General features: G+C 69.7%; 21 protein-coding genes and 1 pseudogene. 7 read left to right on the top strand and 15 right to left on the bottom strand.

What is annotated here, in order from left to right:
* Positions 1-2 precede the first annotated feature (2 nt).
* The 6 genes from ACBR40_RS34135 to ACBR40_RS34110 form a co-directional block, all read right to left on the bottom strand.
* Positions 3-1,460 (bottom strand): sugar transferase, encoded by a 1,458-nt coding sequence (locus ACBR40_RS34135; RefSeq protein ID WP_344208214.1) that lies wholly within the window; start codon positions 1,458-1,460, stop codon positions 3-5.
* A gap of 267 nt (positions 1,461-1,727) precedes the next feature.
* Positions 1,728-2,078 (bottom strand): hypothetical protein, encoded by a 351-nt coding sequence (locus ACBR40_RS34130; protein ID WP_344208216.1) that lies wholly within the window; start codon positions 2,076-2,078, stop codon positions 1,728-1,730.
* Between the two features lie 76 nt (positions 2,079-2,154).
* A complete protein-coding gene (locus ACBR40_RS34125; protein WP_344209077.1) occupies positions 2,155-2,775 on the bottom strand; it encodes a GntR family transcriptional regulator in 621 nt (206 codons plus the stop codon).
* Between the two features lie 16 nt (positions 2,776-2,791).
* The gene (locus ACBR40_RS34120; RefSeq protein ID WP_371251379.1) at positions 2,792-3,718 is read right to left on the bottom strand and encodes a DMT family transporter; all 927 of its coding nucleotides are present in this window, start codon (positions 3,716-3,718) and stop codon (positions 2,792-2,794) included.
* Between the two features lie 55 nt (positions 3,719-3,773).
* Positions 3,774-4,169, bottom strand: coding sequence for a hypothetical protein (locus ACBR40_RS34115; RefSeq protein ID WP_371251378.1), 396 nt, complete (start codon positions 4,167-4,169; stop codon positions 3,774-3,776).
* A gap of 46 nt (positions 4,170-4,215) precedes the next feature.
* Positions 4,216-4,557 carry an MmcQ/YjbR family DNA-binding protein gene (locus ACBR40_RS34110; protein WP_371251551.1) on the bottom strand — a complete coding sequence of 114 codons (342 nt, stop codon included), beginning with the start codon at positions 4,555-4,557 and terminating at the stop codon, positions 4,216-4,218.
* A 175-nt stretch (positions 4,558-4,732) separates the two neighbouring features.
* Between ACBR40_RS34110 and ACBR40_RS34105 the strand changes: the two genes are divergently transcribed.
* On the top strand, positions 4,733-5,122 hold the full coding sequence (locus tag ACBR40_RS34105; protein WP_344208220.1) for a hypothetical protein: 390 nt from the start codon (positions 4,733-4,735) through the stop codon (positions 5,120-5,122).
* A gap of 189 nt (positions 5,123-5,311) precedes the next feature.
* On the opposite strand, the gene ACBR40_RS34100 is transcribed toward ACBR40_RS34105, so the two are convergent.
* Positions 5,312-5,731 carry a VOC family protein gene (locus ACBR40_RS34100; protein WP_344208221.1) on the bottom strand — a complete coding sequence of 140 codons (420 nt, stop codon included), beginning with the start codon at positions 5,729-5,731 and terminating at the stop codon, positions 5,312-5,314.
* A 494-nt stretch (positions 5,732-6,225) separates the two neighbouring features.
* Between ACBR40_RS34100 and ACBR40_RS34095 the strand changes: the two are divergent.
* The 3 genes and pseudogenes from ACBR40_RS34095 to cpt all read left to right on the top strand — a co-directional run.
* Positions 6,226-6,408 (top strand): annotated as a pseudogene (locus ACBR40_RS34095) (cellulose binding domain-containing protein); the annotation flags it as partial.
* A gap of 165 nt (positions 6,409-6,573) precedes the next feature.
* Positions 6,574-7,254 (top strand): NAD(P)-binding domain-containing protein, encoded by a 681-nt coding sequence (locus ACBR40_RS34090; protein WP_344208222.1) that lies wholly within the window; start codon positions 6,574-6,576, stop codon positions 7,252-7,254.
* A gap of 27 nt (positions 7,255-7,281) precedes the next feature.
* Positions 7,282-7,815 (top strand): chloramphenicol phosphotransferase CPT, encoded by a 534-nt coding sequence (cpt, locus tag ACBR40_RS34085; protein WP_371251377.1) that lies wholly within the window; start codon positions 7,282-7,284, stop codon positions 7,813-7,815.
* 15 nt (positions 7,816-7,830) lie between these two features.
* Here the strand turns inward: cpt and ACBR40_RS34080 are convergent, their stop codons facing one another.
* A complete protein-coding gene (locus ACBR40_RS34080; protein ID WP_344208224.1) occupies positions 7,831-8,208 on the bottom strand; it encodes a VOC family protein in 378 nt (125 codons plus the stop codon).
* A gap of 458 nt (positions 8,209-8,666) precedes the next feature.
* Complete coding sequence (locus ACBR40_RS34075) at positions 8,667-9,764, bottom strand: helix-turn-helix domain-containing protein (RefSeq protein WP_371251376.1); 1,098 nt, start codon at positions 9,762-9,764, stop codon at positions 8,667-8,669.
* A gap of 417 nt (positions 9,765-10,181) precedes the next feature.
* On the opposite strand from ACBR40_RS34075, the gene ACBR40_RS34070 reads away from it, so the two are divergent.
* Positions 10,182-10,706, top strand: a complete 525-nt coding sequence (locus ACBR40_RS34070) for a hypothetical protein (RefSeq protein WP_371251375.1) — start codon at positions 10,182-10,184, stop codon at positions 10,704-10,706.
* Here ACBR40_RS34070 and ACBR40_RS34065 read toward each other — a convergent pair.
* Positions 10,657-11,319 carry a hypothetical protein gene (locus ACBR40_RS34065; protein WP_371251374.1) on the bottom strand — a complete coding sequence of 221 codons (663 nt, stop codon included), beginning with the start codon at positions 11,317-11,319 and terminating at the stop codon, positions 10,657-10,659. The genes ACBR40_RS34070 and ACBR40_RS34065 overlap by 50 nt on opposite strands.
* A gap of 63 nt (positions 11,320-11,382) precedes the next feature.
* Here ACBR40_RS34065 and ACBR40_RS34060 point away from each other — a divergent pair, with 63 nt between their 5' ends.
* Positions 11,383-12,102 carry a MerR family transcriptional regulator gene (locus ACBR40_RS34060; protein ID WP_371251373.1) on the top strand — a complete coding sequence of 240 codons (720 nt, stop codon included), beginning with the start codon at positions 11,383-11,385 and terminating at the stop codon, positions 12,100-12,102.
* Between the two features lie 37 nt (positions 12,103-12,139).
* On the opposite strand, the gene ACBR40_RS34055 is transcribed toward ACBR40_RS34060, so the two are convergent.
* The 5 genes from ACBR40_RS34055 to ACBR40_RS34035 all read right to left on the bottom strand — a co-directional run bounded on the left by ACBR40_RS34055 (position 12,140) and on the right by ACBR40_RS34035 (position 15,458).
* On the bottom strand, positions 12,140-12,616 hold the full coding sequence (locus ACBR40_RS34055) for a hypothetical protein (protein WP_371251372.1): 477 nt from the start codon (positions 12,614-12,616) through the stop codon (positions 12,140-12,142).
* A 128-nt stretch (positions 12,617-12,744) separates the two neighbouring features.
* Positions 12,745-13,185 (bottom strand): MarR family winged helix-turn-helix transcriptional regulator, encoded by a 441-nt coding sequence (locus ACBR40_RS34050; protein ID WP_371251371.1) that lies wholly within the window; start codon positions 13,183-13,185, stop codon positions 12,745-12,747.
* A gap of 79 nt (positions 13,186-13,264) precedes the next feature.
* Positions 13,265-14,368 carry a DUF6461 domain-containing protein gene (locus ACBR40_RS34045; protein WP_371251370.1) on the bottom strand — a complete coding sequence of 368 codons (1,104 nt, stop codon included), beginning with the start codon at positions 14,366-14,368 and terminating at the stop codon, positions 13,265-13,267.
* A gap of 37 nt (positions 14,369-14,405) precedes the next feature.
* Positions 14,406-14,801, bottom strand: coding sequence for a hypothetical protein (locus ACBR40_RS34040; protein ID WP_371251369.1), 396 nt, complete (start codon positions 14,799-14,801; stop codon positions 14,406-14,408).
* Positions 14,802-14,855: 54 nt separating this feature from the next.
* A complete protein-coding gene (locus ACBR40_RS34035; protein ID WP_371251368.1) occupies positions 14,856-15,458 on the bottom strand; it encodes a hypothetical protein in 603 nt (200 codons plus the stop codon).
* A 382-nt stretch (positions 15,459-15,840) separates the two neighbouring features.
* Here ACBR40_RS34035 and ACBR40_RS34030 point away from each other — a divergent pair, with 382 nt between their 5' ends.
* Entirely contained in the window at positions 15,841-16,047 is a 207-nt protein-coding gene (locus ACBR40_RS34030; RefSeq protein WP_371251550.1) for a response regulator transcription factor, read from the top strand.
* The last annotated feature ends 20 nt before the right edge of the window (positions 16,048-16,067 follow it).

The raw sequence follows: 16,067 nt of genomic DNA, 5'->3' as shown, positions 1-16,067 counted from the left end.
CGCTAGTACGCCCCTTCTCCACGGGTGACGACGGACCAGGTCTTCCACAGGATCTGCAGGTCGAGGATGAGCGACCAGTTCTCGACATAACGCAGGTCGAGCCGTACGGACTCCTCCCACGTCAGGTCGGAACGGCCGCTGACCTGCCAGAGCCCGGTCATACCCGGCTTGACGACGAGGCGGCGGCGCACGTCGGTGCCGTACTCGGCGACCTCGCGCGGCAGCGGCGGGCGCGGGCCGACGAGCGACATCTCGCCGCGCAGGACATTGAGGAGCTGGGGCAGCTCGTCGAGGGAGTATTTCCGGAGAAAGGCCCCCACGGCGGTGATCCTTGGATCGTTCCGCATCTTGAACAGCACGCCGTCGAAGTCGTTCGCGCCGAGCAGCGTGTCCTTCAGCCGCTCGGCGTCCACGACCATCGTCCGGAACTTCACCAGGCGGAACTCCGCGCCGCCCTTGCCCACCCGCGTCTGGTGGAAGAACGCCGGGCCGGGGCTGGTGAGGCGGATCAGCAGCGCGATGCCGAGCAGCGGCAGGGCGAGCAGCAGCAGCGCGAGCGCCGCCACCAGCCGGTCGAAGACGGTCTTGACGAGCTGCTTGGTGCCGTCGAACTCGGGGTGCTCCACGTGCAGCAGCGGCATCCCCGCGACCGGCCTGATGCTGATGCGCGGCCCCGCCACGTCGAGCAGCGCCGGCGCGACGAACAGGTCGGTACGCGCGGTCTCCAGGCTCCACGCGAGCCGGCGCAGCGCCGCGCCGTCCAGCTCGGGGCAGGCCAGCACGGCCACGGCGTCGGCGCGCTCCCGCTCGGCCACCCGCGCCACGTCCCCGAACGTGCCGAGCACCGGCACGCCGTCGAGGTCGGCGTCGAGGTCGTGGTCGGGCGGCAGGCAGGCGCCCACGACCCGCATGCCGTGGTACGGCTGCCGCCTGAACTGGATGACCAGATCGATGATCGACTCGCGGTGCCCGACCGCGATGACCTGGCGCATGTAGTCGCCGACGGCCCGCTTGCGGTGCAGGCGTTTGCGCATGCGGAAGCGGAAGCCCAGCGTGGCGGCGAGGGCCAGCGGCAGCATCGCCATCACGAAGCTGCGGGCGATCACGGTCTGCGTGGCGTAGGCCATGATGGCGACGGTGGCCATCAGCCCGACGCCGCCGTTGAAGACGGACTTGAACTCCTCGGTGCCCTCGCCGTTGGCGCGCTGGCGGTAGGCGCCGCCCATCGCGAGCGCGAGGGGCCAGCCGGCGACCAGGCCGAACCCGAGCAGATACTCCACCCAGGGGACGAACGCCCCGCCCAGCAGCCGTGCGCCCAGCACGCAGACGCAGGCGAGCAGCGCGCACGTCGTGTCCCCGTACAGCAGCAGCCGCAGGTACGCCCGGGTCCAGATGCTGGACGCGCGGCGTGGCGCGGCTTTGAGGAGCACGACAGCGGACTCCCCGGTCCCCACCCTCATAACACCACCCTGTGAACTTCGTGCTCCCTGATAACCCGACGCACCAATCACCACATGGGTTGACAAAACCCCCTCTTAAGGGCGGCGGCCCCCACTAAAGATTAAAGATCGGCTCCGACATGGGGAATGGCATCAAACGTCCACAATCGGACGTTTGATGGGGACGCCGAGGGGTTGACGGAACGCTCCATTTGGCGCAGCGGTCCACAAGAGAGATTTAGGAGGTTTACGGCGACATTTCGGCAGATGGCCGGTTTAGCGAACGCGCTAGTCGTATTCGAGGTCGGGCAGCGCCGACGGCGGATCCGGGCTGCGCCACACCACCACGACCCCGTCGTGCGCGGAGTCGGCCGCGAGCGTCAGCCGGTCGAGGTCGAAATCCGGCAAATAGCGCAGGCGGGCAAGAAACGTCGCATCAGTGGCGGAGCGGGGCACGACACAACCCTCGCCGTCGCGATCGAGCAAAACGAAAAGGACGTCCTCACCGGGCTCGGTGACGACACGAACCTCGACGACGTCCTCCCACGCGAGGGCCTCGACGCTCCCGTCCGCGTAGTGACGGGTGACGCCCTCTTCCGTGACATACACGTAAGAGTCCGGCATCGGATTGCCGTGCATGGCCGCGATTCTTGCGAGTTCCATGGCCGTCCCGCAAGGGTTCGCGCGCATTGGCGCATGGAGCGATTTCCCGGCGTCAGGCGCCGCCGCCCCAGGAGTGGCTGAGGTGCGCGGCCACCGCCGCCCTCGCCTCCTCGGCGGTGCCGCCGGCGATGGCGTCCAGCAGGGCTTGGTGCTCGCGGACGAGCACGTCCCGGTCCTCGTACACCTCGCGCAGGCGGACCAGCCCGAGCCGGGTCTCGGCCGCCAGCACGCCGTAGAGCCGTTCGAGCCGCGGGCTGCCGACGGCCTCGATCAGCGCCTCGTGCAGCGCCATGTGCTCGGCCACGCTCTCCGACCAGAGCGCCTCGGCGGGCAGCGCCGCCATGCGCCGCAGCGCGGCCTCCGCCGCGGGCACCCGCCGGCCGGCCATCGCCCGCGCCATCAGGTCCTCCAGCGGGCGGCGTACGTACATGAGGTCGTCGAGGTCCGCGAGCGTCACCTCGGGGACGTAGGCGCTGCGGTTGCGCTCCCGCCTGAGCAGCCCCTCGTGCACCAGGACGGCCAGCGCCTCGCGGACGGTGGGCCGCGCGACCCCGTAGGAGGCGGCCAGCTCCTGCTCGGGGAGCGGGGTGCCGGGCGCGATCTCACCCGAGAGCACCCTGCTGCGCAGGGCGTCGGCGAGCGCCCCCACGGTGGAGACGGGTTTGAGGGGCATCGTCACGCCTGCGACTCTAACGCTCCCCCACGCCTGGGGCTCCCACTTCCGCCGGTACGCGGACCTCGGACCGCGCCGCCCTCTCGGGGATCGCCACCGCGGCCAGGCTGAACGCGAGCAGCACGAGCCCGGCGACCGACACCGGCGCGAGGCGCTCGCCGAGCACCACCACCCCGAGCAGCGCGGCCACGGCGGGCTCGGCGAGGGCGAGCGTGGCCGCCGTGGCGACCGGCGTGCTGCGCAGCCCCCGCCCGTACAGGAAGTAGGACAGCGCCGTCGTCCCCAGGCCCAGGTAGAGCACCGCGAGCAGGCCGCGCGGCTCCCAGCCGACGCCGCCGTGGACGACGAGCACCGGCAGCATGATGAGCGCCGCGCCGCCGAACATGACGCCCATGACCGCGTTCGACTCGCCGCCGTCGCCGATGGCGCGGGCCGCCATGACCGCGTAGAAGGCGTAGAGCAGGCCGCCGAGCAGCGCGAACAGCACCCCGGACACCACCTGTCCGGAGGCCGGCCCGCCCGCCGAGCCGCCCGACGAGCCCACGCCGCCGCCGACGATCAGAGCCGCGCAGCCGCAGATCGCCGCGGCCGTGGCCGTCGCCCAGCGGCGGCTCGGCCGCCGCCTGTGCAGCAGCCAGGACAGCAGCCCCGTGAAGACGGGCCCGCTGCCGATCGCCACCACGGTGCCGATCGCGACGCCCGTCCGCGCCACGGCGGCGAAGAAACAGAGCTGGTACGCCGCCACCGCCACGGCCCCGAGCAGCAGTCCCGGGCTCAGCACCCGCCGCATCCCGGACCCGGCCATCAGCGCCAGGGCCGCGCCGCCGACGACGAGCCTGGCGGCGGCGAGCGCGACGCTGTCGGCCGAGACGAGCAGGCCCGCGGTGCCCGCCGTCCCCCAGAGCACGGCGGCGGCGACCACGGCGAAAGGTCCGTTCCTCATGTCCTACATTGTCAGACAATCAGACAATGAAGTCCAATGAATCATGGGACGGGGTTCAGGCGATCTCCTCCAGCAGCCGGTCGATCGTGCGGTTCGCGGCCTCGGCGACGTCGCCCGCGTAGTCGTCGAGCGCGTCGAGCGCGGCCCCGACGTCGGGCAGGGTCTTACGCGGCAGGTCGAGCAGCGTCTCGCTGTGGGCGGTCATCGAGCCGTCGGCGGTGATCGAGCCCTGGACGTGGAAGACGTCGCCGTCGGCTGCGACGGAGACCTCGAAGCGCACCTCGCGGCCGTCGGGCAGCACGAAGGCGATGCCGACGCGGACGCCGGCCGGCGGGAAGAAGGTGGAGATGTGCTCGTGCCGGACGAAGGGGTGCCGTAAGTCGGCGAAGATCTCCACCGTCCGGCTCAGCGCCGCCAGGAGGCCGGCCGCGGCCAGACTCTCGCTGTCCACCAGAAAAGGGTAGATCAGCGGCCCCTTCCCCCGCGACCGACGGAGATCACCCGGACTGCACCCGTTGCCCGATGGGGTGGGTCGCCAGGAAGTCGGCCACCATCTGCTGGGACGCGGTCAGGCACCACGCCTCGGTCACGAGCTCGAACAGCTCGTCGGCGTCGATGCGGTCGAGATGCACGACCACCCATCCGAAGCGCCCCGCGGTGAACTGCACCTCGAACACCTCGGGCCGCTCGGCCACCAGCGCGAGCTGCTCCTCGACGGTGGCCTTGAGCCCGACCGTCTCGGTCTTCTCCCACAGGTAGCCGAAGCCCTTGTCGCGCACCTTGACGCCGATCCACTCGCCGCCGTGGCTCAACTTGACCCCGGGCAGCTCGTCCAGCATCTGCAGGAACTCATCGACGCTCACAGCCATGCCGCCTGTCTACCAGAGCCCGCCGACAACTCCGGTGGCCGGCGAACCGGGGCGGCTCAACCGGGCCTCAACAGACCCTCAACATGATCGCTCCTACCTTCCTCTCGTGATCTCACGGGCCTTCCGAAGGAAAGGAGAACAACGGATGCGATCCCTCAAGACGCTGGTGGTGGCGATCCTGACCACCATCGGGATTCTCGCGGTCCCGGCCCTCGCCCAGGCCGCCCCGGCCGGTCCCGCCCTGCGCGGCGCAGCGGCGCAGTCGACGTTCGGGCACACCGCCGCCTCGGTGGAGACCGTCGCCCTGACGGCGGCCGTCCAGGGCAAGCCCAACCCTTGCAAGAGGTTCAAGAGCAACTTGAAGAAGTGGCTGATCTGCCAGGGCATCATGAAGGCCGGCGGCATGTGGCTGTGGAACCAGCTCGAAAAGATCGCGAAGAAGGGCTGGAACCACTTCAGGAACCACCCGACGGTCAAGAGGTACGTCGGCAAGCACGCACGGGGTCTCTACTGCATGCTCACGCTGAAGTGCTGACAGTCGACCGAGCGGGTCCACCTGAGTGACCCGCCCCGTGGAACGGTGGCCCCGGATCGAGAGGGTTTCCCCGCCTGCCTCCCCGACCCGCGCAGGGTCGGGGAGGCACTCCACGTTGTCGGAGTCCGGCGGGTGAGATCGGGTGCCGGCGCCGCACCTGCTGACCAGCGCGATCAGGTCGGAAAAGGTTCACTCGTAATATCGGACCTCGATGACATTGCCGTCGGGGTCGGCGAAATAAATCGTCTCGGGCGCGATTCCGCGCGCGCCGAACGAGTTCGTTCCGGTCCCGGTGACCTCGACCTCGTTCTGTTTGAGCCGCACCTGGAGCGCGTCGAAATCATCGCGATTCACGGCCAGGCAGAAGTGGTTGAGCGGGTGCCCCGCCGTGCCCCGCACCCCGGTGCCCTCGTCCACGCCCCTGGCGCTCTCGTACGGCATGAGGTCGAGGATCGTCTCGGACGCGACCCGGACGCTCGGGAACCCCGCCCTGCCTTCTCGGAACTCCTCGGCCCGGACCCCGGGCAATCCGACCACCCGCTCGTAGAAGCGCAGCGAGGCGGCCGGGTCGGCGACCCAGCAGACGAGATGGTCCAGGCGTGCCTCCATGAATGAACCTCCTTGCTCCCAATATCGTCTTCCTTATTCACCCTGTCCACCTGCGCGGCGTGAAAATGGCGGCTTAACACGGCGTTCACGGGAATGACGAAGAAAATTGCCACGGAAGCCGCCCGATGAAGCAATTACCGGCGGCCGTGAACACACGTCGATATGTCCTGACCAATATGGCCGCCTATTTCCAGCCAGATGTGGCTTTCGAAAGTTTCGGTCGGGCGGCGGTCGTCCTCTGCCTGCCCGCTGACCTCAGTATGGACGAGGAAACTTTCATCTACCAGCCCCGGAACCGGCCAGGCCGGCCTCGTGTGTTCCGAAATATTTCAGACAATAATTGACACATTTCGTACCGCTTCGCACACTGACCGTCGGTCCACCCGGAAGGAGAGCACGGTGGCCATCTCTTCGGGTCGCGCCAGGCTCCGCGCGGCGGTCGCCGGCACGTCCCTCGCCGCCGCGGGGTTGAGGACGAGGGCGCCGGCTGCGCGATGCCCAGCCTCCCCGACGCGGGCTCCCTGCCTGCCGTCTCCCGGCTTCCCAATCCGTTCAGCAACACCGGCGCCTCGGCCATGACCGGCTGGACGGTCACCTTCATCCTGCCCGCCGGCCACACCCTGACCGGCTCGTGGAACGGCGCCGTCACCGTCTCCGGCCGGACCGTCACGGTGCGGAACGCCGCCCACAACGGCGCCCTCGCCCCCGGGGGCCGCCGCCACGTTCGGCTTCCAGGCCACCCGGCCGAACGGCGCCGCCCATCCCTCCGGCTACACCTGCTCCTGACCCCCGCCTGCCCTGTCACCGGGAATGCCAAGGCTTCTCCCGGTGATAGAGCATGCATGACGACTATCGCTTTCATCGGCAGCGGACACATCGGCGGCACCGTCGCCCGGCTCGCCGTCGCGGCCGGATACGACGTGGTGCTCAGCAATTCACGCGGCCCCGAGACGTTGGGCGACCTCGTCGGGGAGCTCGGCCCGAAGGCGCGGGCGGCCACGGCGGCCGAGGCCGCGGCGGCCGGCGACCTGGTGGTGGTGAGCATCCCGCTGAAGGCGTACCGCGAGGTGCCGGTGGAGCCGCTCGCCGGCAAGACCGTCCTCGACACCAACAACTACTACCCGGAGCGCGACGGGCACTTCCCCGAGCTCGACGACGACTCGACCACGTCGAGCGAGCTGCTCCAGCGGCACCTGCCGGAGTCGCGGGTGGTCAAGGTCTTCAACAACATCTTCTTCCGGCACCTCGGGGCGCTGGCCCGGCCCGCCGGGGCCGCCGACCGCAGCGCCCTGGCGATCGCCGGCGACGACGCGGCGGCGAAGGAGGAGGCGGCCGCGTTCCTCGACGCGATCGGCTACGACGCCGTGGACGCGGGGGCCCTGGCGGAGGGGCGGCGGTTCCAGCCGGGCACCCCCGTCTACGGCGGCCCGTACGCGGGTGACGCCGCCGACTTCTGGGAGTCGCCCGGCGTGCCGGCCTCCGCCGAGACCATCCGATCCGGCCTCGCCGCCGCCGGCCGCTGAGGCCCCGGCAGCACGTACGATGGCGCGATGACCATTCAGGTGATCGTTCTCAACGGCGGCTCCAGCTCGGGCAAGACCACGATCGCGCGGTCCCTTCAGACGGTCCTGCCGGACCCGTGGCTCTTCTTCTCGGTCGACACCATGGTCGAGGCGCTGCCCCCCGCCCTGCGGGACTCCGACGCGGGCGTCTCTTTCGCCCCCGACGGCAGCGTGGTCGTCGGACCGGAGTTCAAGATCATCGACGGCGCGTGGACGGCGGGCATCGCCGCGATGGCCCGCGCGGGCGCCCGGGTCGTCGTGGACGACGTGTTCATCGGCGGCCCGGACTCCCAGGAGCGGTGGCGGCAGGCCCTCGCCGGGCTCGGCGTGCTGTGGGTCGGCGTACGCTGCGACCCCGCGGTCGCCGCGGCCCGCGAGGCGGCCCGCGGCGACCGCCCTGCGGGCATGGCCGCGTCCCAGGCGACGACGGTCCACGAGGGCGTGTCGTACGACCTGGAGATCGACACCTCCCAGACGGACCCGCTGGACTGTGCCCGAGCCGTCGCCGCCCACCTCGCGTGACCTGGCAGGACCTGCTCAGAGCTGCTGGGTGAGGTTGATCAGGTTGCCGTCCGGATCGGTGATGTGGGCGACCCGGTGGCCCCACGGCATGTCGTTGGCCGGACCCCGCACCTTCCCTCCGGCCGGCTCGACCAGCGGCAGCAGCTTGTCGACGTCGGGCACGAACACCGCCACGATGACCCGGCCCGGCGGAACCTCGACCCCCGGCATGTAGGCGAGCAGCCCCAGGCGGACGTCGCCGAAGCGGAGCTCCACGGAGAACGGCCCGTCGTCGCCCGGCACCCGCATGTGCTCCTCCGCGCCGAACAGCTCGACGTAGAAGGACTTCGACCGCTCAAGGTCGGCGGTGCACAGGATGGGCTGGATGGCGTACGTGCTCGGCTGAGTACTCATGCCCTCTTAGACCGACTTCCACCCCGAAAATCATCGCTCCGCCCGTCTTTCGAAGACCGCTCAACCTCATCCCCGAGGGATCGCGGTCCTGCACGAACTGAGCGCGAGCACCCCCATCGCCGCAACCCCCGCGCCGCCCTCTTGGAGGATCAGGTGCCACCGTTGCGACGAAGGTAGGGCCCGAAAGTCGAGCCGGTGCACGGCAGACGCATTCCTGTCCCACTCAAAGCATCCACGATGTTTCCGGCAGCGACTTCGCTCAGCTTTCCGTCCTGAACCGCACAGGCAAGAAGCCATACGGTGCCGTGGACCTCCAGTCCATGCGCCCGCCCCACCGCCACGGCTCCCCGATCGTCGGTGATGGCGATAGATCACGCAGTACGTCCAAGCGCTCCGCGCGAGCGAAATGATTCAGGCACATGGCGTCGAACACCAAGAGGGGTCCGGCTCAGCGCTGCTCACAGGTCGAGGTCCCCATCATCACGCGCCGGCAGATCGGCGGCCACGATCTGGCCTCGCATGAGTTCGACCGCCCGAGACTCCGTGATGAGCGATCTCTTGTAGCACTCCATCACCGCGTGCGCGAAGCGCGGAGGCACCCGAACCGTTTCCAGGTCGGGTTGAGGCGTCCATCCCACCGCTTCCATCAGTTCTCCGCGTGTCGGGTTTCGCCGGCGTAGCTCTCTGGCGGCGCTCCTGTCGATGACTTCGGCTACGACGGCTTGCCGCACCGTCAATGACCAGGAGGTCCTGAAACGCGCGGCCAAGATCACCAAATCCTCGCGCTTCGCCCTCTCACCCGAGGCAGCAACGCTGCGCACTGCCGCGGCCGGAAGAAGAAGCTCCGCGGCGAACGCATCGATGATCGCTTCTCTTTCGTCACGAGAAACATGGATGCCTATGTCCGTGGAGTACTCGTCCCCGACGACCAGATGCCCCAGCTCGTGAGCCGCGGTCGCGCGTCGGCGGCCAGGATCGCCATGCCTGCTGACGACTGCCACGGCGAGATCGTCCTCGATGAGAGAGGCGCCTTCACCGGGCACCTCGACCACCGCGACCAGTTGCCCGAGCCGTTCGCAGACACCCATGAGCGAATCGATGGGCTCGTTGCCGTGACCGAGGCGCTCGCGTACCCAGGCGGCGGCGCGCCTGGCGCCCAGCGTGTCCCGGACGTCCTCCGGGCAGCGTTCGATCGGAGGAGGATCGAACACTCCCAGCTCGACGAGCTGCCGGATATCGGCCAGCCACGCCGAGAGAGCCACTTCCAGCCGATGAGATTGGCGCGTCGCATCCGTCACGGTGTCGTCGGCCAGCTCTGCTCGGCGAGATACGACCGATGGCGGCGAATCGAGGAAATATCCCAGAGGCACCTGAAGAACCGCTGACAGCTTGGCGAGTTCGAGCGCGTCGACACGGCGAATGCCTCGCTCGATCTTCGCAATCATGGTCCGGTCGAGCTTCAGCGCCGACGCCAGCTCCTCCTGGGACATGTCGGCAGCCATACGGCATTCCCGCACCCGCTCACCGATGTCCAGCCACTCTCCCGGATCCTTCATAGTGCGATATCGCACGAGCACCAGGAGCAGGCGAGGCGGAAAGCCGAATCTTGACCATTGTCACGGTGACCACCTTCCGTCCCCTTGCCATGCCTACGCCCCTGCATGGGACATTCGGTCTGCGAGTCCACCACCCTCTGATCTCGCGCCCATCCGAGAGGGGCTGCCGGTATCGCGCTCGTCGATGCCATCTGGAGCGCCAGCGAATTCGATCCTGGCCGTCCGAGGGCCTCGCGGTCCCCGGAACAGCCCTCCCCCATCTCTTCGCCTGCGCAGCGACCTCGGGCGCCATGCCCTTGGTGGCGTTGGGGGCGGCTGAACGGCGAGGATTGTGATCAGAAACTGTCTCACTCGGCTGGTTCCATCTCCTCGACGAGGACGGGCGCGTCCTGGAACGAAGACGAGAGGGAGTCTTTCGTGACGGAGCTGATCAAGAGCCTGGTGGACGCCATCGAAACCGATCTCGGGTGGTGCCTCGTGGCAGACCTGGCCGCTCTGCACGGACAGGACCAGGCTCCGTGGGATGGCGCCTGGAGGTCGACGGCGACCATTCCAGGGGCCGCCATCGGCCGTAATGGCCTGGTGCTGGAGACGGTGCGGCGTACCCCGGCGTACATCCGCTTCGAACTGTGGACCGGCGAGCCTCCTTTGCCGGAACCGGTCTGGGAAGACGCGTGGACCGGGGAGATCTATCTGCGGTCAGGCAGGATCACCCTTCAGGACTACTACGAGGAAGGCTACGAACAGCAGGTTTTCGACCTGGGGCAACCCGACTCCGTGTGGGCGGCTCGCGTGCAACACAAGCGTCTGGACAACGACAGGGAGCCGGATTTTCCTCGCGACATGTACCAGGTGGACATTTACCGACTTCAGTTCTGGCGACACTTCCGACTTACCGGTGACGCAGGTAGCGTCCGCCCAGCACCCCGTACCAGATCATGACCGGCAGGTGGAGTGCGTACCCGAGCTGCTCCAGCGCCACCGTCGGCCCGTCCGTCCCGGTCGTCCACGGAAGGACGACCGCGGCCGCGCCCGAGAGCGCGGCGGCCGCACCGGCGACGCGGAGCCCGGCCGGCATCGGGAGGCCGGCCGCCGCCGCGGCGGTCGCGGCGGCCCACAGCAGTCCGGCCAGGTTGACCGCCCATTTGGCGGTGAGCAGCACCGCCCAGGCCACGGTGGCGACCGCCGGGGCGGTGGGGCGGGCGGCCAGCTGGGTCAGCGCCAGGTTCCCCGCGTCGTGAAGCAGACCGGCCAGCCCGGCGGCGGCCAGCAGCCCGCCGGCCAGCGTCACCAGGTGCGGTTCCGGTGCCTGGGCGGAGCGGGCGGACATCACGAGCCCGGCCGCGGTCAGCGCCAGCCAGCCCAGTACGTCGAAGGCCAGCTCGGTCAGGTGCAGCCCGGGCTGCTCGCCCACGGCGGCCAGCGCGGCGCCGGGGTCGGCCGAATTCAGGGTCAACCCCGATGGCACCACGATGGCCGCACCGGCGATCATGGCCACCAACGAGGTCAACAGCAGGACACCGGTGAGCCGGTTCCGAGGGTTCGCATCGGTCATGGACGGTGACGGTAGGACCTTGCCGCAGGGACAAAGTCAACCTGCCGCGGAGAGGAGCCAGGGATGTGGCGGATCGGGCAACTGGCGCGCATGGTCGGCGTGTCCGAACGAACCCTGCGCCACTACGACAAGATCGGACTCCTGCCGCCCGCCGCCGTAGACCGATCCACCGGCTACCGCCGCTATGGCGTGGCCGAGCTGTCGCGATTGGAACGCATCCGCGGCCTGCAGCGCCTCGGCCTGCCGTTACGCCAGATCGCCGACCTGCTGGACGCGCCCGAGGCGCAGCTGCGACAGGCCCTGGCCGAGATCGTGACGAGCATCAGGCACGACATCGCCGCCCTCACCGCCGCCGCGGCTCATGCCGAGGACCGCCTGACCACCCCGATGTCGATCCTGCCCCAGGAAACCACGCTGGGCTCACGCCGCCTGCGGGTACGCCGCGTGCGTCTCGACCACCCGTCCGAGCTGGCCGCGCTGTGCCCGGCGCCGCCGGCGACCCTGCTGACCTGGCTGCGCGGGGAGCCGACCGGCGGGTTCACGGCGGCGGTGAGCACCGATCGCGACGGCGGCGAGCAGCTCACCCTGCCCGCGCGCGCCGCCGTACGGGCCGTCGTCCCGCCCTCGACGGACGTGGTCCGGGCCGGGCGGGACCTGTTCGGCTGGCTGCGCCGCCACCACCTCGCCATCACCGGCCCTACGGTGGAAGAACACCTCGTCGACGCCGACGGCGCCCACGCCGTGGTCCTTGAGGTATCCGTACGCCGGCCCTCGCCGTCCTGAGCGCTCTGGCCCAAGCGCCTCCTCGACGGATCCGTGCTCAGTCAGCACCCGGGCGGACGATCATCAAGACGACGACGGCGGCCCAGAGCAGGTTGTAGATCCCGGCGAGCATGGACAGCCTGCGCAGAGACCCGGCGTCGCCCGGCTCGGCCAGCGCGGCCCGCTGCCGGGGGTAGATCTGCAGGGCGAGCAGACCGCCCGCGGCGGCGGTCAGGAGCATGGAGACATTGACCCAGATCTCGCCCATCCGCCCCTGGACCAGGGCCAGCACGACGCCGACGACGGGTACGACGATGCCGAAGAGGCTGTAGCCGCGGGTGATGCGGTGCATCGCCAGAGCCACGGCCCGACTGCGGTCCGGCTCGACCTGAGGCGACGCGGCCTCAGGCACGCCTCCGGCGGGAACTCCGGCCGCGATGGGCGCGTAACGGGGGAACAGGCTGGCCGCGACGGCCGAACCTCCGACGAACACGATGCCCGCCAGCACATGCACCGACAACAAAAGCGCTTCCACAAGCTCTCCTCCCCGACCTTCAGGCAGCCTGAAGCCTACCGCATCCTTCAGGCTCCTTGAAGGTCGTGCGGGCAGCCTCGGGCCAGGCCTGGATGCGGACCAGGGGCGGGCCGCGACCGGCCCAGGAATCAGGCGGGGTCGCCGCCGGAGAAGGCGGCGCGGACGGCGTCGGCGATCTGCCGCTGGATCGGGTCCGCGTCCGGGCCGAACAGCCGCTCGTCGACGCCGCTCACCGCCTCCTTCGCCGCGTTGAGCAGCCGCGCGCCCTCCGGCGTCACCTCGATCGCGGACGCCGAGCCGGCCCGGGCGGTGTTGTCGCGCACCAGCCCGGCCCCGGCCAGCGTCTTGACGGCCGCGTGAACGCTCTGAACCGTGGTCCCGGACATGCGCGCCAGATCGCTGAACGAGACGCCCGGCACACCGGCGATGTGTCCGAGCAGCCCCAGCCTGCTCACCGTGAGGTCGAGCGGGGAGAGCGCGGCATTGAGCTCGGTCTCGATCCGGCGGGCCAGCGTGAGCAGGATGATGGAGGGGCTGGTCACGGGCGCGTCGGGACGGTCGTCGGTCACCTGCCCAGTCTCCCGTACGCCCACCCCACCCCGCGAGCTCCGGGAAGGCCGACGAGTCCCGCCACCTACTCGGGACCGGTCACCACGGGCTCATCCCGGTGCGCAGGTAGTAGGTGACGACGCTCAGGATGCGTTCCCGCTCGCGGTCGCCGTTGTCCTCGCGGAGATGGGTCTCTCCGGCGGCCTCGACGGTCTCTCGCGCGACCTCGGCGAGGTCGGCGCCGGGCCGGAGCGCGTGGATCAGCGCCTGCACGGCCCGTTCCTTCAGCAGCAGGCGGCCGTGCTCGGTGTCGTGCCCCGGAGTCGCACCGGGAACGCCGCGAGCTTCGGAGCGGTACCGGTCGCGCAGGCGGAAGAGGCGAGTGCGGGTCTCCTGGGCCGTGTCGCCTCGGTCGCCGGCGGCGATGAAGCGCATAGCCTCCGCGATCGACGGGCCCTCCAGTCCGGTGGTGACGACGGCCAGTTCGGCGGCGAGAAGGATGATCTGCGGCAGCCTGGCGGGCGTCGGGTCGGCGGCGATCGCCCCGATGCGCGGATCGCGGTCGGCGACGGCCCGCATGTCCGCGTCCAGCAGGTCCGCGGGCGTCACGGGGCGGGGCGGCAGCGGGCGCAACTGGACGCACAGGTGTTCCCGCCGCAGCCAGGAGCCGTCCACGCGCGCTCCGGACAGTTCCTCCCCGACGGCCAGCGCCGCGCCGAACCAGTGCCGCCGCCACTGCTCCTCCGACACCGGGAGCCCGGCCAGCCAGTCACGGCCGGACGCGGGGGCGACGCCTGCCAGGTCGGCGGGCTCGAAGGTGGCGACCAGCTCGCCCCGGACCACGTACGTGACGCTCGCCAGGCCGTTCACGGTCCACCCCACGCTGTACGCCTCGCCGCCGGCCGCCAGGTCGCGCAGCGTCCGCAGGCTCATGCCCCGCGCGTTGAAGAGCTCCATGACGACTGTCCACGCTCCGTGCCGAGCGGCCAGCATGATGCCGTCGGCGTCCTCGGCCAGGTCGTCGTAGGCTTCGCCTTCGGCGTCCTCCCAGGTGGCGCGATGGGCGGTGGCCGGGTCGCCGCCGAAACCACGTACCAGGCCGGCGAACGCCTCGTCGGACGTACCGGTTCTGATCCAGGTCAGGCAGCCGTGATCGGGGAACAGGTGCTGGGCGCGTTCGTAGGCGCTGAGTGAAACGTCCATGGTGGCTTCCAATTCGGGGAGCCTGCGGTTTTCCTGACTAGCTCTCCTCGGGATAGATCCACACACGCTGACCGTCGGTGCTGTTGATGACGGTTCTTCCAGCGAGGGATCGCTTCAGGGTGAACTTCACCGGATGCCGGTAGCCGATCAGGTTGGTGAAGACGGGCTCCTCCCAGGGCCATTGCCGGGGGCAGTCCTTCTCCACCAGGACCCCGATGGCCACTTGTGAGGAGGACTCGTCCAGTTCGGTGTCCGTCACCCTCTCACAAAGCCTCGAGGATCCCTCGGGAGCGCCGAATATCAAATCAACCGTCAACGTACGCTCGTCCGCCGACAGCTTCGCGCTGCCAATGTCCTCCCAGGAGGAGGTCGCACAACCGGACAGTGTCAAGGCGGCGCACACCAGAACGAGGAAAGCCTTGCCGGGGGGCATGGGAAAACCCTAGTTGAGGCCCCGCCCATGTACGACGACCTGCCCCACACGGCCTCACAGGAGGTCTCCCCAAAAGGGAACCAGCGGTGGCGCGATCCAGTCTTCGCTTATCGACCGGTCTGTTCCGCTGAACTCGGTCGTGATGTAGTCCGCCAGATCGGTGCCGTAGAAGATGATGTCTGTTTGGTAGACCGACAACACCGGATGCCCGTACGTACCGCGGCCCGCGGGCAGATACCGGTGTCCGTAGACCGGGATGAGGGTCGGCACAAGGTGCAGTCGGTTGCGCGCCGCAGCGAGCGCCGCTGTCAGGTCATCGGGTCGGTCGCCCCAGGTGCCATGCCAGAAGGCGCTGCGCTCGACATCGAACAGAATCCCCTCGACGGGCCAGGCGAGTTGGTCGCGTAGGCGGTCAGGGTCACCGCCGCGCCAGTCCGGCCATGGGTGTTCCCAAGTGGCCCCGGGTTGTGGTTCCTCCCTCACGGGCAGTCCGGCTGCGAGGAACGCCCTGTGATCATCAGCGAACTCGAAGCCGAAGTCGCGCTCGACGCGGTCGAACTCCGCCTCGCTCAATCCCGGCTCGATCTCACAGGTGCCCAGTTCAGCCAATCTGTGTGCGGCCCGCATGCCCAGGAGTTCCCCGTCTCGGCTGATCACGATCGCAGCCTAGCGACAGCACCTCGACTGGGCTCCCTGTGAAGCAGCGGCTCACCGGAACGAACGGGACCCCTGGGCAGGCCTGACGGACGCAGGCTCCGCTCACACGGATCTCCGAGACGCCCGGCCCCCGCCGGAAGGATCCCGCTGAGGGCGATCCCGAAGTAGCAGATGTATCCACCGGCCGTCAGCACCGTACCGATGAAAGCGAGTCCCGGACTCCGGTCCGCCACGAGCCGCTTGACGCCGAGAGCCGCCGGGACCATGAGCATGCTCGCCAGCATCGCGGCGACGGTGGCGAGGCGGTACAGGCCGGGGTGGGCCGCGGCCAGGGCCAGCGCCTCCGCGCCGCTGCTGTCGCTTCCGCCGGGCCGGCGACCCTCTGGCCTCGCTCAGCGCGCGGGAGCGCGAGGTGCTGGCGCTGATGGCGGAGGGCCGTACGAACGCCGGCATCGCCCGGCGCCTCCGGCTGACCGACCGGACGGTGGCGACCCATGTCAGCTCGATCCTCGCCAAGCTCGGCCTGGCCAACTCGGAGGAGGACCACCGCCGCGTCCTGGCCGTCCTCCTCTACCTCAACCGCCCCTGAACGCGTACTATCGTGACTGC

The sequence above is a fragment of the Nonomuraea sp. AD125B genome (assembly GCF_041402765.1).
In the GTDB taxonomy this organism is placed as follows: domain Bacteria; phylum Actinomycetota; class Actinomycetes; order Streptosporangiales; family Streptosporangiaceae; genus Nonomuraea; species Nonomuraea bangladeshensis.
Note: the sequence above shows the minus strand (reverse complement) of the source record. Positions and strands in the feature narration are given on the sequence as shown.

Excerpts from the sequence above, each read along its gene's own strand:
- ACBR40_RS34135 (WP_344208214.1), bottom strand. The coding sequence starts at position 1,460 with ATGAGGGTGGGGACCGGGGAGTCCGCTGTCGTGCTCCTCAAAGCCGCG.
- ACBR40_RS34130 (WP_344208216.1), bottom strand. The coding sequence starts at position 2,078 with ATGCACGGCAATCCGATGCCGGACTCTTACGTGTATGTCACGGAAGAG.
- ACBR40_RS34125 (WP_344209077.1), bottom strand. The coding sequence starts at position 2,775 with ATGCCCCTCAAACCCGTCTCCACCGTGGGGGCGCTCGCCGACGCCCTG.
- ACBR40_RS34120 (WP_371251379.1), bottom strand. The coding sequence starts at position 3,718 with ATGAGGAACGGACCTTTCGCCGTGGTCGCCGCCGCCGTGCTCTGGGGG.
- ACBR40_RS34110 (WP_371251551.1), bottom strand. The coding sequence starts at position 4,557 with ATGCTGGACGAGCTGCCCGGGGTCAAGTTGAGCCACGGCGGCGAGTGG.
- ACBR40_RS34105 (WP_344208220.1), top strand. The coding sequence starts at position 4,733 with ATGCGATCCCTCAAGACGCTGGTGGTGGCGATCCTGACCACCATCGGG.
- ACBR40_RS34100 (WP_344208221.1), bottom strand. The coding sequence starts at position 5,731 with ATGGAGGCACGCCTGGACCATCTCGTCTGCTGGGTCGCCGACCCGGCC.
- ACBR40_RS34090 (WP_344208222.1), top strand. The coding sequence starts at position 6,574 with ATGACGACTATCGCTTTCATCGGCAGCGGACACATCGGCGGCACCGTC.
- cpt (WP_371251377.1), top strand. The coding sequence starts at position 7,282 with ATGACCATTCAGGTGATCGTTCTCAACGGCGGCTCCAGCTCGGGCAAG.
- ACBR40_RS34080 (WP_344208224.1), bottom strand. The coding sequence starts at position 8,208 with ATGAGTACTCAGCCGAGCACGTACGCCATCCAGCCCATCCTGTGCACC.
- ACBR40_RS34075 (WP_371251376.1), bottom strand. The coding sequence starts at position 9,764 with ATGAAGGATCCGGGAGAGTGGCTGGACATCGGTGAGCGGGTGCGGGAA.
- ACBR40_RS34065 (WP_371251374.1), bottom strand. The coding sequence starts at position 11,319 with ATGACCGATGCGAACCCTCGGAACCGGCTCACCGGTGTCCTGCTGTTG.
- ACBR40_RS34060 (WP_371251373.1), top strand. The coding sequence starts at position 11,383 with ATGTGGCGGATCGGGCAACTGGCGCGCATGGTCGGCGTGTCCGAACGA.
- ACBR40_RS34045 (WP_371251370.1), bottom strand. The coding sequence starts at position 14,368 with ATGGACGTTTCACTCAGCGCCTACGAACGCGCCCAGCACCTGTTCCCC.
- ACBR40_RS34040 (WP_371251369.1), bottom strand. The coding sequence starts at position 14,801 with ATGCCCCCCGGCAAGGCTTTCCTCGTTCTGGTGTGCGCCGCCTTGACA.